The sequence below is a fragment of the Peribacillus sp. NPDC096447 genome (genome assembly GCF_044762725.1).
Classification (GTDB): domain Bacteria; phylum Bacillota; class Bacilli; order Bacillales; family DSM-1321; genus Peribacillus.
Genome location: NZ_JBIWEV010000004.1, coordinates 138,997 through 154,617, shown reverse-complemented (window position 1 = coordinate 154,617; position 15,621 = coordinate 138,997). Strand labels below are relative to the sequence as shown.

General features: G+C 41.3%; 18 protein-coding genes. 12 read left to right on the top strand and 6 right to left on the bottom strand.

Translation table 11 applies throughout. The features are described from left to right. The first annotated feature begins 5 nt into the window (after window positions 1-5). The 6 genes from sufB (at window position 6) to ACIQZD_RS15135 (ending at window position 6,395) form a co-directional block, all read left to right on the top strand. On the top strand, window positions 6-1,403 hold the full coding sequence (gene sufB / locus ACIQZD_RS15160; protein ID WP_034310152.1) for a Fe-S cluster assembly protein SufB: 1,398 nt from the start codon (window positions 6-8) through the stop codon (window positions 1,401-1,403). Window positions 1,404-1,593: 190 nt separating this feature from the next. Further along, window positions 1,594-2,442 (top strand): DUF72 domain-containing protein, encoded by an 849-nt coding sequence (locus ACIQZD_RS15155; RefSeq protein ID WP_402904123.1) that lies wholly within the window; start codon window positions 1,594-1,596, stop codon window positions 2,440-2,442. 84 nt (window positions 2,443-2,526) lie between these two features. After that, the gene (locus tag ACIQZD_RS15150; RefSeq protein WP_402904120.1) at window positions 2,527-3,354 is read left to right on the top strand and encodes a sulfite exporter TauE/SafE family protein; all 828 of its coding nucleotides are present in this window, start codon (window positions 2,527-2,529) and stop codon (window positions 3,352-3,354) included. Between the two features lie 16 nt (window positions 3,355-3,370). After that, window positions 3,371-4,756 (top strand): bifunctional metallophosphatase/5'-nucleotidase, encoded by a 1,386-nt coding sequence (locus ACIQZD_RS15145; RefSeq protein ID WP_402904117.1) that lies wholly within the window; start codon window positions 3,371-3,373, stop codon window positions 4,754-4,756. A gap of 61 nt (window positions 4,757-4,817) precedes the next feature. Then, entirely contained in the window at window positions 4,818-5,120 is a 303-nt protein-coding gene (locus tag ACIQZD_RS15140) for a YunC family protein (RefSeq protein ID WP_402904114.1), read from the top strand. Between the two features lie 177 nt (window positions 5,121-5,297). Further along, on the top strand, window positions 5,298-6,395 hold the full coding sequence (locus ACIQZD_RS15135; protein WP_402904111.1) for an HD-GYP domain-containing protein: 1,098 nt from the start codon (window positions 5,298-5,300) through the stop codon (window positions 6,393-6,395). Between the two features lie 22 nt (window positions 6,396-6,417). On the opposite strand, the gene yunB is transcribed toward ACIQZD_RS15135, so the two are convergent. Beyond that, window positions 6,418-7,167, bottom strand: coding sequence for a sporulation protein YunB (yunB, locus tag ACIQZD_RS15130; RefSeq protein WP_101223646.1), 750 nt, complete (start codon window positions 7,165-7,167; stop codon window positions 6,418-6,420). Between the two features lie 86 nt (window positions 7,168-7,253). After that, entirely contained in the window at window positions 7,254-8,243 is a 990-nt protein-coding gene (locus tag ACIQZD_RS15125; protein ID WP_402904107.1) for a M23 family metallopeptidase, read from the bottom strand. A gap of 187 nt (window positions 8,244-8,430) precedes the next feature. Here ACIQZD_RS15125 and lipA point away from each other — a divergent pair, with 187 nt between their 5' ends. Then, window positions 8,431-9,345 carry a lipoyl synthase gene (gene lipA / locus ACIQZD_RS15120; RefSeq protein ID WP_063234033.1) on the top strand — a complete coding sequence of 305 codons (915 nt, stop codon included), beginning with the start codon at window positions 8,431-8,433 and terminating at the stop codon, window positions 9,343-9,345. A 40-nt stretch (window positions 9,346-9,385) separates the two neighbouring features. Here the strand turns inward: lipA and ACIQZD_RS15115 are convergent, their stop codons facing one another. Next, window positions 9,386-10,048 carry a YhcN/YlaJ family sporulation lipoprotein gene (locus ACIQZD_RS15115; RefSeq protein ID WP_402904104.1) on the bottom strand — a complete coding sequence of 221 codons (663 nt, stop codon included), beginning with the start codon at window positions 10,046-10,048 and terminating at the stop codon, window positions 9,386-9,388. 113 nt (window positions 10,049-10,161) lie between these two features. Between ACIQZD_RS15115 and ACIQZD_RS15110 the strand changes: the two genes are divergently transcribed. Next, the gene (locus ACIQZD_RS15110) at window positions 10,162-10,437 is read left to right on the top strand and encodes a YutD family protein (RefSeq protein WP_101223644.1); all 276 of its coding nucleotides are present in this window, start codon (window positions 10,162-10,164) and stop codon (window positions 10,435-10,437) included. A gap of 30 nt (window positions 10,438-10,467) precedes the next feature. On the opposite strand, the gene ACIQZD_RS15105 is transcribed toward ACIQZD_RS15110, so the two are convergent. Beyond that, window positions 10,468-10,755: a cytosolic protein gene (locus ACIQZD_RS15105; RefSeq protein ID WP_402904101.1), complete on the bottom strand. Its 288-nt coding sequence runs from the start codon at window positions 10,753-10,755 to the stop codon at window positions 10,468-10,470. A 71-nt stretch (window positions 10,756-10,826) separates the two neighbouring features. Then, window positions 10,827-11,093, bottom strand: a complete 267-nt coding sequence (locus ACIQZD_RS15100) for a DUF3055 domain-containing protein (protein WP_098371475.1) — start codon at window positions 11,091-11,093, stop codon at window positions 10,827-10,829. Between the two features lie 427 nt (window positions 11,094-11,520). Between ACIQZD_RS15100 and ACIQZD_RS15095 the strand changes: the two genes are divergently transcribed. Then, window positions 11,521-11,958 (top strand): DUF86 domain-containing protein, encoded by a 438-nt coding sequence (locus tag ACIQZD_RS15095; protein ID WP_402904095.1) that lies wholly within the window; start codon window positions 11,521-11,523, stop codon window positions 11,956-11,958. 23 nt (window positions 11,959-11,981) lie between these two features. Then, window positions 11,982-12,749, top strand: coding sequence for a TIGR01457 family HAD-type hydrolase (locus ACIQZD_RS15090; protein ID WP_402904091.1), 768 nt, complete (start codon window positions 11,982-11,984; stop codon window positions 12,747-12,749). Window positions 12,750-12,794: 45 nt separating this feature from the next. Here ACIQZD_RS15090 and ACIQZD_RS15085 read toward each other — a convergent pair whose 3' ends face one another. After that, window positions 12,795-13,292 carry a phosphatidylglycerophosphatase A family protein gene (locus ACIQZD_RS15085; RefSeq protein ID WP_063234039.1) on the bottom strand — a complete coding sequence of 166 codons (498 nt, stop codon included), beginning with the start codon at window positions 13,290-13,292 and terminating at the stop codon, window positions 12,795-12,797. A 206-nt stretch (window positions 13,293-13,498) separates the two neighbouring features. On the opposite strand from ACIQZD_RS15085, the gene yutH reads away from it, so the two are divergent. Next, entirely contained in the window at window positions 13,499-14,500 is a 1,002-nt protein-coding gene (gene yutH, locus ACIQZD_RS15080; RefSeq protein WP_402904087.1) for a spore coat putative kinase YutH, read from the top strand. 105 nt (window positions 14,501-14,605) lie between these two features. After that, window positions 14,606-15,520 carry a L,D-transpeptidase family protein gene (locus ACIQZD_RS15075; RefSeq protein ID WP_402904084.1) on the top strand — a complete coding sequence of 305 codons (915 nt, stop codon included), beginning with the start codon at window positions 14,606-14,608 and terminating at the stop codon, window positions 15,518-15,520. The last annotated feature ends 101 nt before the right edge of the window (window positions 15,521-15,621 follow it).

The window sequence follows — 15,621 nt, the reverse complement described above, 5'->3', positions numbered from 1 at the left end:
GAGCTATGGCAAAGAAAATGCCTGATATCGGCGATTATAAATATGGCTTTGCGGATAAAGATGTTTCCATCTTCCGTTCAAAGCGTGGTCTGACAAAAGAAATCGTGGAAGAAATTTCTCGAATGAAGGATGAACCGCAATGGATGCTTGATTTCCGTTTGAAATCATTGGAGCATTTTTACAACATGCCAATGCCTCAATGGGGCGGCGACATGCAGAGCCTTAACTTTGATGAAATCACATACTATGTTAAGCCATCAGAGAAATCAGAGAAGTCTTGGGATGAGGTTCCTGATGAAATCAAACAGACTTTTGATAAATTGGGAATTCCTGAAGCTGAACAAAAATACCTTGCTGGCGTATCTGCTCAATATGAATCAGAAGTGGTTTACCATAGCATGAAAGAAGAGTTGGAAGATTTGGGTATCGTGTTTAAAGATACGGACTCAGCACTTCGTGAAAATGAAGATATCTTCCGTGAGCACTTTGGAAAAACGATTCCGCCAACTGACAATAAATTTTCAGCATTGAACTCGGCAGTTTGGTCAGGTGGATCTTTCATCTATGTACCAAAAGGTGTTAAAGTGGATACTCCGCTTCAAGCTTATTTCCGGATCAACTCTGAAAACATGGGGCAATTCGAACGTACGCTAATCATTGTTGATGAAGGCGCATCCGTTCACTATGTGGAAGGTTGTACAGCTCCTGTTTATACAACTAACTCCCTTCATAGTGCCGTTGTCGAAATCGTCATCAAGAAAGATGCTTACTGCCGTTACACGACGATTCAAAACTGGGCAAACAACGTGTTTAACCTTGTTACGAAACGTGCGGTTTGTGACGCTAACGCAACAATGGAATGGATTGATGGTAACATCGGTTCCAAATTGACGATGAAATATCCAGCTGTCATCTTAAAAGGTGAAGGTGCTCGCGGTATGACATTATCAATTGCCATTGCCGGTAAAGGCCAACACCAAGATGCTGGTGCAAAAATGATTCACCTAGCGCCAAATACATCTTCAACGATTGTATCAAAATCAATTTCTAAACAGGGCGGTAAAGTAACATACCGTGGTATCGTTCATTTCGGACGTAAAGCGGATGGAGCTCGTTCCAACATTGAATGTGATACTTTAATCATGGATAATCAGTCTACATCCGATACAATCCCTTACAATGAAATCTTGAATGATAACATTTCCCTTGAACACGAAGCGAAGGTTTCCAAAGTATCAGAAGAACAATTGTTCTACTTGATGAGCCGCGGAATTTCTGAGCAAGAAGCAACGGAAATGATCGTAATGGGCTTCATCGAACCATTTACAAAAGAACTTCCAATGGAATATGCGGTTGAAATGAACCGTTTGATCAAGTTCGAAATGGAAGGCTCCATCGGATAATGACCGACTGGCCTGCCTGTTAAGGCGATTTAGAATACCCATTCATACAAAAGCCTGCCGGGTCTGACTGGCAGGCTTTTTGTTTTGATATTCGATACCGTTATACCAAAGATTAGATATGGCTCAATAAGGGTAAAAATAACAATAGAAGTCATGAAATGGGGCCTGTCCCGAAGGAGTGATGATGCAGATGATTTACGTTGGTGTGACCGGTTGGGGAGATCATGATAGTTTGTATCATGGCGGTGTGTCCCAACGTGATAAACTTAAAGAGTACGGGGCTCATTTTCCCATTGTGGAGGTGGATGCCTCCTTTTATGCAGTCCAGCCAAAGAGGAACAGTGAAAAGTGGGTATCCGAGACGCCGGCATCATTCCAGTTTGTCGTTAAAGCTTATCAAGGGATGACAGGACATCAGCGTGGGGAAATCCCATTTGAAAGTAAGAAGGAAATGTTCAAGGCATTTTGCGACTCTCTGGAAGCTTATCAGAAGTCCGGAAAGCTCGCTATGGCCTTATTTCAGTTTCCGCCATGGTTTGATTGTAAACGTGAAAATGTGAATTACCTGCGATGGTGCAAAGCAGAAATGGGCGATATTCCAGCGGCCATAGAATTTCGGAATCAAAGCTGGTACAGATCTAACGTAGTCCAGCAAACTTTGGATTTTATCGAAAAGGAAGGCTGGATCCATACTGTATGCGATGAGCCGCAGGCTGGAGAGGGATCCATTCCAGTCGTTCTGCAGGCCACCGATAAAGATAAAACCCTGATACGCTTTCATGGCCGTAACCTGCATGGTTGGCAAAGGCCTTCTTCGGGTGATAATTGGCGTGAGGTCAGGTACTTATATCGATATAATCAGCAGGAATTGACTGAATGGGTGGAGAAAATCAGGATATTGGAAAAGGAATCCAAGGATATATATGTCCTGTTCAATAATAATTCAGGCGGAGATGCCGCTGATAATGCCAAACAAATGATTGAGTTGCTTGGTATAGAATATGAAGGACTGGCTCCTAAGCAGCTTGGTTTGTTTTAAGAGGATATATATAATTAAATAAAGAGATATTGTGACAACTAGTAGAGGTTATATCCTCACAAACAGGTAAAGGCGGATTTCTACATGGTATGGTTAGTATTAGTGGGTATTGGATTATTTGCGGGAGCAATCGGAGCTCTTGTCGGTCTTGGCGGCGGCATCATCATTGTGCCTTCTCTTTTATATTTGGGTACATCTACAAATATTATCGATGAGCTGACTCCTCAGGTCGCTGTAGGTGTTTCAACCGTTATCATGATTTTTACCGGCTTATCTTCCACTTTATCTTATTTAAAACATAAAGTGGTGGATTATAAGGCCGGCTTAATCTTTTTTATTGGCAGTGCGCCTGGTGGAATAATAGGGGCATATGTGAATAAAAACCTTAACGCCGATGCTTTTTCATTGTACTTTGGTATTTTCATGGTTTTCATGGCCATTGTGTTATTAGTGAAAAATCGTTTGAAGCCAATGCTTTTCAAGCCTGGAAAAGGGAAAATAGTGAAAACGTATGAAACTGAAAATGGACATTCATTTTCTTATGGTTATCACCCTGTGTTAGCTGTATTGATTTCCTTTGTCGTGGGATTCAGCTCCGGATTATTTGGAATTGGCGGTGGGGCCTTAATGGTTCCCGTCATGATGCTTCTTTTCTTCTTCCCTCCGCATATGGCTGTAGCGACTTCGATGTTCATGGTATTTTTATCATCCATCACTAATTCGATTACCCATATTTCCCTTGGAAATGTTAATTGGCCATATGCTTTTGCCCTGATTCCGGGTGCATGGTTCGGTGCTAAATTGGGTGCATTCATCAATACGCGCCTAAAGAGTGCGTCGCTGGAAAATATGTTGAAAATAGTGCTGATAATCATTGGTTTACGTCTTATATACCAAGGTATTACAGGATAAACGAGGAGGAGAAATGATGTCAGAAATCATTCATTTATATCACACCAATGATCTCCATAGTCATTTTGAGAATTGGCCTCGTATTGATAAGTTTCTTAAAGAAAGAAGACAACTTCATCAAGAAACGGGAGAAGAAGCGATCATACTGGATATAGGCGATCATGTGGACCGCTGGCATCCATATACAGAAGGTACGTTGGGTAAAGGCAATATTGAATTGCTGAATGAAGCGGGCTACCAATATGTGACCATCGGCAATAATGAAGGGATCACTTTACCTCATGATGCGTTAGACTCCTTATATGATCATGCAAGGTTCAAGGTCTTGGCAGCCAATATTTATTACGGTGATAATGAAAGGCCGGAATGGGCGCTGCCATATTGGATACATACAACGGTAAAGGGCACCAAGATCGCCATGATAGGTTTGACAGCCTTTTTTCAAAAGTTTTACTCTGCGATGGGCTGGGAAATAACAGAACCATTCGTGGAGCTAAAGGCACAGCTTGAAAGGGTCAAAACAGAGGCGGATATAATCATCATCCTTTCCCACCTGGGCATCCATGATGATGAGAGGATGGCAGAGGACTTTCCGGAGATTGACATCATACTTGGCGCGCATACCCACCACATCCTACACCAGGGGAAATTAATCAATGACACACTCCTTTGCGGTGCAGGGAAATATGGCTTCTTTGTTGGACAGGTGGAAATGACCGTCAATCAGGAAAGGAAAATTAGTCAGAAGCGTGCCATTCTTTATGATACCAATGACTTTTTGGAATTGGAGAATGAACGGTCATGGATTGAAGAGATATACCAGGCCGGAGGGGAAACGCTAAAACAGGTTGCAGTGGACTTACCAAAAGCACTGGATAATGATTGGTTCAAAGTAAGTCCTTTGACGGAAATCCTAGGGGAGGCCCTAAGGGAGTGGAGTCAGGCGGATTGTTCCTTTTTGAATGCAGGCCTCCTGCTTGAAGGGCTGCCGGACGGTCCTGTCACAAAAGGGGATATTCACAGAATCTGTCCACATCCCATCAACCCTTGCGTCGTTGAAGTTAATGGGAATGAATTAAAAGAAATCTTAATGCAATCGAGAAATGCGGAATGGCCACATATTCAGGTGAAAGGTTTCGGTTTCCGCGGAAAAATCATGGGAGTCATGCATTATGATCAAATTGAATTTAACGAAATGGAGAATGGTGTCGTAAAAGGGATTCTTATAAAAGGAGAGAAACTGCAGGCGGATAAGTCCTATAAACTGGCCATACCTGATATGTTTACGTTTGGGCACTTCTTTCCAAGTATCCAGCGCTCCAATCGCAAGAAATACCTGCTGCCGGAATTCTTACGGGATATCCTTTTATGGAAGCTGAAAAAAATATACACAAACGCCTAACGCTAAATCACGGTTTCGCCCTTTTTTTCATAAAGTATGGGGAAGAAAGGGGCGAAACCAATTGATTAACATGATACCAATAATTCTTGATAATCATACATTCCTAGCCATTTCTGTCCGACTTCCAAAAACGAATTTACTTGCTGTCGCGTCCGAAAAAGGGTATATAATGTGCGGTGCGTTAGATGTTGGACTGCTGAATGATAAATTGAAAGATCGTAAAATCCTTGCAGGGAGGGCTATAGGAGTTAAATCGATTGAAGAGTTATTGGAAGCGCCGCTTGAATCGGTTACCTGGGAGGCTGTGGAAAAGGGCATTCATCCAGGAATGATTGGTAAAGAGGCATTAATCAAAATGATTTGAAAAGGTGGGCTTTCTTTTTTTCAGAAGGGGGCCTTATTTTTTTTATATGAAAATGCTGATATTTTTTCAATATATATATTCAAACAGATTCATTTATCATAATTTTTTCCGATAATCTTTATAAAGGAAAGAAACCGTTTGATTTACAAATATTGAATGGGGAGATGGGGTACAAGTATGAGGCTAGCTATTACAAAGTCCCTAAGCCCTGGAGCAAAGCTCGGTAAAAACATCTATAATGAGCGGGGCCATGCCCTATTGTGCGAGGGTCTTACATTAACGCAGAAAATGATCAATCGACTGGTGTCCCTTAATATACCCTTTGTTTACATTCAAGATTCCAGGACGGATGACATCATTCCAATGCCCCCAGTGTCCGGGAAACTTAGAAGAGAAGCCATTAATACGATTGAAACCACTTTCCTGGACATGAAGAACAAAATGAACCTTGATGGATCATTCACGATAGAGCAGGCTAACGTCAAGTTCACTCAAATAGTCCGGAACATCATGGACGAGCTGAAAAGGAATAAAGAGTTAATGACTTTATTGGCCGACGTTTATACATACGATGACTATATCTTTACTCATTCCTTCAATGTGACCTTATATACCCTGGCGATCGGGATGGAATTGAATATCAATAATAAGAATCTCGAAATTCTTGGGTTGGGGGCGATTTTACATGATGTCGGCAAAATGCTCGTTCCTTTGGAAATCCTCCGTAAACCCGGCAAACTGACGGAAAAGGAGTTTGAACAAATCCAAAAACATGCCGATTACGGATTTCATCTAATCAAAAATGTCCAAACCGTTTCACTTTTAGTTGCGAATTGTGCCTATCAGCATCATGAAAGGTTAGATGGATCTGGATATCCCCGTGGGATAAAGGGGGATGAAATCCATTATTTCGGCAAGATCATTGCCGTTGCCGATGTGTTTGATGCCGTTACTTCCAATCGGGTTTACCGTAAAGCCATGCTGCCTCATCAGGGGTTGGAAGTCCTTTATGCCGGAGTCGGGAAAAAGTTCGACAATACGATCATCGAGGCTTTCCGCAGGGGGGTTGCCATTTATCCTAATGGTCTATCAGTAGAATTGAATGATGGAAGGAAAGGAGTAGTATCCGCTCAAAATGAGGGGATTGGAGACCGCCCCATGATAAGGATACTAGAAGAAGGCGGGGAGCAGATAAAAGAGCCCTATGAAGTGGACTTAAATAAAAACCTGCATTTGCTTATCATGAAATGTCTGAATATACAAGAACCAGCCTAACCCCAAGGATAAGCTGGTATTGTCATTCCTTGTTTTCCTTCATGATCGCAGGTGCCACCGAACCGTTTCCGTTACTAAAATAACTTGGAACATCACCTTCGATAAGCAGGCTTCCGACTGTCACTTCCTGACTCACCTTGGTCTCCTTTGTGAAAGAGGGGATGACGATTTGAATATTGACATCAAAATCCACAATCAATTCATAATAAACATTATTGATGCCTGCGTTTGTCAGTTTTGTCCTCAAATCCGATTCAACATTCCCGATGACCGACATTTTCACTGGGATTTCTGGTCCGTAATTGGAAAGGAGGTTATTCCCGGTTACAACACCAAATGGTATATAATAGACAACACTTTTATATTGTTCATCATTTATTTTGGCTGAACCTGTTTTAAAAGGGTTTCCCTGTTTGATGCCAAGTTTCTTTTGAATGTCCTTCGTTATGTTAGCCCGCAATTCACTGTATATGACCGGATTGAAGCTATAGGAGGAACTGGAGTCCTTACCACCTTTATTGTTGGTGATGATTTTGTTCATATCAACCTTGGCTATATTCTCATCAACCGATTCATGAATCGTTTCCGTTGCAATCCGTTTGATTTCATATTCGGCTACACTCATGATCACGGGTTCGATTGATTTGTCCACGTACCAAAGAGTCATGATGCTTGATATGATGAACAGGATAAATGAATAGAGAAATACTTTTCGGGTGGGAAGAGGCCCCTTTTTTCGGAATTTCTTCGGTCGAAATCTTTTTCGGAACACGCTTTAGCCCCCTTTACTAATACCTATGCATCAAGTTCAGGGGTTTATGTTGAAATCAAAAAAAAGCAGCGTAAAATTCACGCCGCTCACTTTCGTTTTTTAGCTAAATCTTTCCTTTCCCACAATCTTAAATAGGGGTAAGGGTCAAAGCTCCATTCTGTGATTCCATTGTCTTTGTACATCCCGTAATGAAGATGCGGAGGGAATTTTCCCGAAGTTCCCGGAGGACCGTAACCTGTACTGCCGACACCTCCGATGACTTGTCCGGGCTCGACGATTTGTCCGACTTTCAACCCTTTGGCAAAGCCGCTTAAATGGGCAAAGTAATGATAGGTATTATTTAAATCCCGTATCCCTATCCTCCAACCGCCGAATTTATTCCAGCCTTTCATCTCGATGATTCCATAGCTGGTGGAACGAACGGGAAGGCTATAATCGGCAAAAATATCGGTGCCCTCATGGATTCTCCTTCCTCCCCATCCACGAGCGCTTCCCCATGTATTCAAGTACGTATAATGAGTCCGTACTGGAACGGGGAAGGCCTTTTCATGTAAATCCAGCCGGCCATATTTCTTATAAATCTCGGCATTGCCGATAATGATGCTGACTGCTTTATCTCGTTTATAATAATCCCACAAGCCGATCCGGATATTATCTTCATCTGCACCATAAGATTGGAGATGCTTCGAAAAAGCATACAATCGATCGGTATCATTATTGATATCAGCTTTGCCATCACCATTGCCATCCTGGCCCAATCCATCAAAAAATGTGATCGTGAGCGGGTTCACGTCATTTAAGTCAGGATTCAGGGCCCCGCTCCACTTTGAAGGCTCGATGTGGATGCCTATTAAACCCTTTGCCGGCTCTAAGTCCCTTCGTGCAGCCCTGAGGCTGTGCTCATATTGATCAGCTCCAGCAAGGTAATACCACGGGATTTGGAGAGTAGCCTCCATATTTTTATATAGCTCCATTCTCCCGGGATAAACATCTGGGGTATCGGCAGCATCAGCCACTTGGCCTGGTGCATTCAAAATTAACAAACAAGTTATGGTAAGAAGGAATAATTTTTTCAACGGGGCAGGCTCCTTTCATGACATTCTCCGTAATTAAAATACATCAGTCCATCCATCTTTTATAGTTTTGCTGATTTAGCTATAAACATGAAAAATAAATAATGGGAAACCAACTATAACTTGTATTAATGCTTTTTTATTGTTAAAGTAGGGTGTGTTAATTTCTATAGAATGGAGTGGCATTTTCATGTCTTCTACAAATAAAGAAATTCTTCGTAAACCAGATTGGTTGAAAATAAAGCTTAATACTAACGAAAATTACCTCGGTTTAAAAAATATGATGCGCGAGAAAAATCTTCATACAGTCTGTGAAGAGGCAAAATGTCCGAATATTCACGAATGCTGGGCAGTGAGAAGAACGGCTACTTTCATGATCTTAGGTGAAATCTGTACAAGGGCATGCCGTTTTTGTGCTGTTACAACCGGACGTCCGAATGAATTGGACTGGGCTGAACCTGAGCGTGTTGCCGATTCCGTTGTTTTGATGAATTTAAAGCATGTCGTCATTACAGCAGTTGCCCGTGATGATTTAAAGGATGGAGGCGCTGAAGTTTTCGCTGAAACAGTCCGTGCCATCCGTCGCAAAAATCCATTTACTTCTATTGAAGTATTACCGTCTGATATGGGTGGGGTGTTTGAAAATATCAAGACTTTGATGGATGCTAAACCAGATATCCTTAACCATAATATAGAGACTGTCAGAAGTTTATCCGACCGTGTACGGGCTCAGGCCAAGTACGAACGTTCTTTGGAGCTTTTAAGAAGAGCCAAGGAACTGTATCCGGAAATCCCGACAAAATCGAGTTTAATGGTAGGTCTGGGTGAAACGCGGGAGGAAATCCTCGAGACCATGGATGACCTAAGGGCTAATAATGTCGATATCATGACGATCGGCCAGTATTTACAGCCGACTAAAAAGCATTTAAAGGTGCTGAAATACTACACGCCTGAGGAATTTGCCGAACTGAAAGAACGTGCATTGGAAAAAGGCTTCAGCCATTGTGAATCCGGTCCGCTTGTCCGTTCATCCTACCATGCGGATGAACAGGTTAATGCTGCGGCTAAACATAAGCAAAACAAAGGTGAAGAATTATTGAAATAGAGTGAAATAAAGGACCGAAAAAAATTCGGTCCTTTTTTATTCAACGGTTATCCATTTTTTGATGGATGTTATCATGATGATCTCTTTTATCGTTAACCATTTCTCCATTTTCATTTTCCGCGTCACTCATTTTGTATCCTTGAGGCGATTTCAGCATTCTTTTGATCGTTTGTTCGATCGTATAGTCAATCCCTTTGCTGCCGGATTTCACTGTAGCGAAATTCTCGACATCTTGGGCAAGGTTTTGATAATCATCACTGACGTAGACATGATAGTAGCGAGGCACGACGGACATGGCGGTACGTTTAACTTGGTCTGCGGTTTCCGTCCGATCCTTGGCATTGGTATCATATACGACAAGCACTTCCTCATCAGTAACGAGTGTAGCGGCATCATTGACATTTGGAATCTGAACACTCAGTTTAGAAATGACATCAGACAGTTGTTCACGGTCAATGGAAGCAGCTTTGTTGGAAATGTTACGGCCATCAATGGTTGCACTATTGGTGCGGGTAAAACCGAAGTCATCACTTTTGTTGTCATTATTACGATAATCCTCATCATAATATTGAGTTGGATTATTTACGTTTGTTGGGTTGCCTGCATTGTTTTTTGCACCGAGCCCCTGATCATCTTCATTATCAGCACAACCGGTTAGTGCAATAATCGAGCTTAAACCTATCGTTATTATCGTTTTTTTCATCAATAACACCCCCGTAACTTTAGGATGAACATATTTCTCTATTTTTCGCTTAGTAATTGATGGGGAATCAGTTATAATTTAAAGAAGAAATGTATTTATGAGAGGTGAAAACAATGATTACCATCAATAACATGACCTACGAAATAATTGAGGATGAAAGGGAAGGCTATAACGAAGAAGCGTTCAAAGCCAGATACAGTGAGATTTTAACGAAGTATGATTATATAGTAGGGGATTGGGGTTACGGGCAATTGAGGCTGCGTGGATTTTTTGATGATTCCAATCAGAAAGCGACCTTCGATACGAAAATAAGCACGCTTAGTGAATATTTATATGAATACTGCAATTTCGGCTGTCCTTATTTCGTCGTGAAGAAAGTAAAGAAATAAAAAGGCCAGAATTCACTCTGGCCTTCCATGTTAAGAGTTACCATATCCTTTATATGGAGGCTGTTCATCTTTTTCTTGATCATCATGTGTCGGATGAGCACCAGGATATTGTCGAGGTAAGCCTTCGTGCAACGATTTATTTTCATAATTGAAGGCACTTTGATATCGTTGCCCTTCCTGCCACGGTGTGTTTTTATTCTGGACTGGTGCATCTTTTGCAATGGGTGATCCAAAAGGTCCTTCGGGAAATTCTTCAGGAATTAAATAATCCCTCTGTTTTTCGACATTGGAAAAATCGTGGTATTCTTCTTTGTCCAAGATAATCCCCCCTCATGTAATCGATCTTACATTCAGTAGGTTTTCCCGTTTAAGATAAAAAACTTCAGCACTCAGACGATTTCCATTAAAAAGTGACGTAGTTCCTCGGCTTCCGCTTCTGACAACTGAAAGGCATGCTCAAGATAGCCTTCCTCTTCTAAATCATCAGGCCCAATAATCGCGAAACGGTTACTCTGCATATTCAAAACAAGCTTCTTTCCATAAAATCGATCGGTAGTCGTAATGGCCAGATCGAATCTCGATTCCTCTCCCATGAAGCTTATGAACCGGGTTTTTGAATCAACGACGTCATTGTATAAATAAAAACGATCTTCCATAGTCTCATTCCCTTCTTATCTTCACATTTGTAGTTCCATCATAACAAAGTGACTTCAATAGGGGAACAGACATTTTTCTGGGCTGCCGGCTGGAGAAATTAATCCCTCCTCATGATGCTTCATGAACCTCCAGCAATCATTGCGTTCATCGATTAAATGAAAATGGTTAAGAATATAAATGGGATCATGAATTGGTATTCTTGGAGTGGACGTCGGAAAATGCCCCCCTGTAGAAAAGGCAATGTGTAAGTCAGCGCTCCTGTTAGTAATTGGATGGTGCAATGGTTCTGGTTGAAGGAATTGAGAGTATGGGAGAAGCTATGGTATTATCAATGAATAAGGTTGGTTAGGCACAGGGTTTTACCTATGCCGATCATTCAACCAATGATTCCCTATATCATCTTAGATCAGAAAGGATCTGGAAATAATGTACTTTGTAGACCGCCAAAAAATTGAACAAATATTAGGTTTTCTTGAAAAGCAGCTTGGACTTTTTGAAGGGCATGATAATTGGGATGGAGACCTTTCGGAACTTATCGCAGAAAGGCTGATACAAACTTCCATCGATTCCGTGTTGGATGTAGGAAATGCGGTAATTGATGGTTTCATTATGCGTGATCCAGGAAGTTATGAAGATATTATCGATATCCTTCAAGATGAAAAAGTGATTTCAGAAGAAAAAGCGATACAATTCAAAAAGGTTTTGCCATTAAGGAAAATGCTGGTTCAAGACTTCATTGAAGTGAATCACAAAGAACTGCATGCCGTATTTTCGGAAAATATCGGGGCATTCAAGCAATTCCCTGATTTGGTGAGGAACTATTTAACAAATGAATTGGGACCTGTATCAGCTTTTAAAAACTAGCAGCGTTAGGAAGGCGAATTCAAATGAAGTCGTATAAAGGATATTTAATTGACTTAGATGGCACCATGTATCGCGGAACTGAACAAATTGCGGAAGCGGCAGGGTTTATTAATGACCTAAGGAAAAGGGATATCCCTTATTTATTCGTCACCAATAATTCATCCCGGACTCCGGCACAAGTAGCGGATAAGTTAAGAAGCATCGGCATCTCAACAGCGGATGAACAGGTTTTCACGACAAGCATGGCCACTGCCAATTACATAGCCGAACAAAAGAAGGATGCATCGGTCTATGTGGTGGGTGAAGAAGGCATCATCGAGGCTCTTAAGGAAAAAGGAATGAAGCTTGTCGAAGAGCATCCAGATTTTCTGGTAATGGGAATTGACCGCGGCATCAATTATGAAAAGTTGTCAAAAGCCTGTCTTGCTGTTAGAAATGGTGCTGTTTTCATTTCGACCAATGGTGATATTGCCATTCCTACTGAGCAAGGCCTTTTGCCTGGGAATGGTTCCTTGACCTCCGTTGTTTCCGTTTCGACTCAGGTACAGCCGATTTTCATTGGAAAACCTGAATCCGTCATAGTGGAGCAAGCACTAAGAGTATTAGGGGTACCTAAAGAAGAGACAATCATGGTTGGCGATAACTATGATACGGATATCCTTGCCGGCATTAATGCAGGGATCGATACACTGCTTGTACATACTGGCGTGACGACAAAAGAACGCCTGAAGCAATATAAGGAGCAGCCTACGCATGTGGTGGACACACTCGACTTATGGCGCTTCGAATGAAAAAAAACAGGCCTGCGATTGCAGTCCTGTTTTTTTCATGTCGTTTTATTCTGCATTTTCGGTTCTATGGGCAAGCCGGCTTGAAGCGGCAGCTGCAATCGCCCCAACGATATCATCTAAAAAGGTGTTCACCTTACCTGTGCTTTTATCGTTTAGATATTTTAAGATCCCCGGCTTTTGTTTATCGATGAAACCATAATTGGTAAAGCCGATTGATCCATATACATTCACAATTGAAAAAGCCAATATTTCATCGACCCCATATAGGCCTTCATCTATTTCAATTATGCTCAGCAGAGGCTCCTCGAGCAGTTTTTTCTCAGCTAGAATATCCAACTGAATGCCGGTAAGGATGGCATTTTGGACCTCGCGTTTTGAAAGGACCCGTTCGACATTGTGAAGGCAATCGGACATTTGGAGATTTTCATGGTAGCCGGATTGTAAATACATGACAAGCTCAGCGATATCCTCCAATTTCACTCCTCGTTCAATTAGCCATCTTCGAGCCGTTTTTTCAGACATTGATTGTTCAATATTAGCCATGTCATCACCCATTTCTCTATATTTTAAAGGGATAGTTCTAATGCAGGTAGTTTGATTTGATTAAAATGAAAACCCATGAAGGGTGTTTTGATCCGAATTTCTAATAAGGTTTCGATAATCATTCAGAAAACGGGTTATTCCACATATATATAAGTATATGATGTCCAATATTTCTATTATATCCATTTGATGAAGGGGGCCATTCCATGATAGAAGAAATCATTTTTAATAATTATGGCATACAGGTGGAGCTTGAAGAAGCCAATAGCAGGTTTCCAAGCTTCCGTTCAGGAAATATGGTTTACAGCATCGTTCCCATTGAAAATATGGAGCAGGAGGAATTAGTGGAACGGTATAAAATGTCTCAACATCTGATTTCACAAGGAGATCGTCACGTATCCGCCTTTGTCCTTGCCAATCATGGAAGTTATGTTTCGGAAGCGGATGAACAATTATTCATTCTTCTTGCCAATCAGGCATTGGAAGGTCCGAAAAATTTCAATCCAGGAAGACGTCTGGCAAGATTTCATCAGCGTGGGAGAAATATTAATGAAACGATTCGAACATGTTCAAGGATAGGTAAATGGAAAGAACTCTGGGAACAAAGGATCGATCAGTTAGAAAAGATTTGGCGGGATAAGCTCAACGCCCATCCTGATAACCAGTTTGAAAAATTATTTATAGAAACCTTTCCCTATTATATGGTCCTAGGTGAAAATGCGATTCAATATTTAGTCGACACGGAAATTGATGATACCCCGCAAATTGTCGATAGTGGAACGGTATGTTATGAACGTTTTTTACATGATACCTGGAAAAGCAATAAGTGGATGAAAAATCCGTTCGATTGGGTATTCGACCACGGAACCAGGGATGTCGCGGAATGGGTGAGGGAACACTATTTTCAAAATGTGCATACCCATCAACGGGGCATTAGCCATTTCTTTCACGAATATCAATCCATAGAACCATTCTCCAGCTTTTCAGCCCGGTTGTTATATTCGAGGATGCTGTTTCCCATTCATTATTTTGAAACGGTGGAAGAGTATTTTTCAAAAACGACTGAATCAAGGTCGAATGAGTTGGAGGATAAAATATCTTCAATCACGAAATCCTCCCAACAATATGAGTCCTTCCTCAAACATTTTTATGAATTGGCGGAGGTCCCGGCCAAGCAATATGATTTGCCTAAAATTGACTGGATTTAGATAAAATCGGGAAAGAAATATGATTCATCCTTACTTACTATGTTATGATGATAACAAGATTTTTTAGAATAATTAGATATTTAATCGCTACGGAGGGATGGGACCATGAAAAGATTGATGTTGGCCGCCCTTTTAGCCCTTTTAATCATCCAAACGACAAATCTTGCGAAAGCTGAAACGAAAACAAGTTGCGAAGCAAATCAATTCAAGATTGTCATGAAGTCTGCTGCGGATGTGAAGGAAAAGGCGTCGGCTGCAAGCAAAACATTAATAACTTATAAGAAAAACAAAGAATTATCGGCAAGTGGAAGAACTGGAAACTGGTATAAGGTCTGTCACTCGAAAAAGACAGCCTATATCAATATGGCAGATGCTAAAGAGGTTTTCGGTACCAGTGAAAAAGCCCTTCTAAAGAAATTCGATAGTAGAAAAGGCGTTAACCAAGTTGTATCGGTGACAGGAAAAGCGATGAGTGATACAAAGGTCACGATCCAAACGTATGAAAAGAAACAAGGGGAATGGCGCCGGGCATTGAAGAAGATGGAGGGTGTCATTGGAAAGAACGGCTTCACGAAGAGCAAAAAAGAGGGTGATGGAAAATCCCCGGTTGGAATTTATTCATTCGGTACGGCCTTTGGAAGTGGAACGAAGCCAGCCGGAATGAAAACGAGTTATAAGAAAACGACCAAATATGACTACTGGATTGATGATCAGACATCCAAGGATTATAACAAGTGGAAAACCTATAAAGGAAATCCTGCAGTTAAATGGAAGTCCTTCGAAAGGATGAATCATGAACTCTATAAGTATGGCGCGGTCATCAATTATAATACGAATCCCATCATAAAAGGAAAAGGCAGTGCAATCTTTCTTCATGTATGGAGAGGAGATACAAAGCCGACGGCGGGATGTACAGCCACAGCCGAAAAGAATGTCCTCAGTTTACTGAAATGGATGGATCCCGTGCAAAAACCACATATTGTAATGGGTACAAATGATTCATTGAAGAGCGTTAAATAATAATCATCAAAATGGTTTCCCATAAAAAAATTAGCTTTACCCGTTCTTACTCGTTCAAGGGATGGAAGAAAAAAGTTCGTGCATCCATCTTTTCTAACTAT

Coding starts and splice junctions, on each gene's coding strand:
- sufB (WP_034310152.1), top strand. CDS start 6: ATGGCAAAGAAAATGCCTGATATCGGCGATTATAAATATGGCTTTGCG.
- ACIQZD_RS15155 (WP_402904123.1), top strand. CDS start 1,594: ATGATTTACGTTGGTGTGACCGGTTGGGGAGATCATGATAGTTTGTAT.
- ACIQZD_RS15150 (WP_402904120.1), top strand. CDS start 2,527: ATGGTATGGTTAGTATTAGTGGGTATTGGATTATTTGCGGGAGCAATC.
- ACIQZD_RS15145 (WP_402904117.1), top strand. CDS start 3,371: ATGTCAGAAATCATTCATTTATATCACACCAATGATCTCCATAGTCAT.
- ACIQZD_RS15135 (WP_402904111.1), top strand. CDS start 5,298: ATGAGGCTAGCTATTACAAAGTCCCTAAGCCCTGGAGCAAAGCTCGGT.
- lipA (WP_063234033.1), top strand. CDS start 8,431: ATGTCTTCTACAAATAAAGAAATTCTTCGTAAACCAGATTGGTTGAAA.
- ACIQZD_RS15115 (WP_402904104.1), bottom strand. CDS start 10,048: ATGAAAAAAACGATAATAACGATAGGTTTAAGCTCGATTATTGCACTA.
- ACIQZD_RS15110 (WP_101223644.1), top strand. CDS start 10,162: ATGATTACCATCAATAACATGACCTACGAAATAATTGAGGATGAAAGG.
- ACIQZD_RS15100 (WP_098371475.1), bottom strand. CDS start 11,093: ATGGAAGATCGTTTTTATTTATACAATGACGTCGTTGATTCAAAAACC.
- ACIQZD_RS15095 (WP_402904095.1), top strand. CDS start 11,521: ATGTACTTTGTAGACCGCCAAAAAATTGAACAAATATTAGGTTTTCTT.
- ACIQZD_RS15090 (WP_402904091.1), top strand. CDS start 11,982: ATGAAGTCGTATAAAGGATATTTAATTGACTTAGATGGCACCATGTAT.
- ACIQZD_RS15085 (WP_063234039.1), bottom strand. CDS start 13,292: ATGGCTAATATTGAACAATCAATGTCTGAAAAAACGGCTCGAAGATGG.
- yutH (WP_402904087.1), top strand. CDS start 13,499: ATGATAGAAGAAATCATTTTTAATAATTATGGCATACAGGTGGAGCTT.
- ACIQZD_RS15075 (WP_402904084.1), top strand. CDS start 14,606: ATGAAAAGATTGATGTTGGCCGCCCTTTTAGCCCTTTTAATCATCCAA.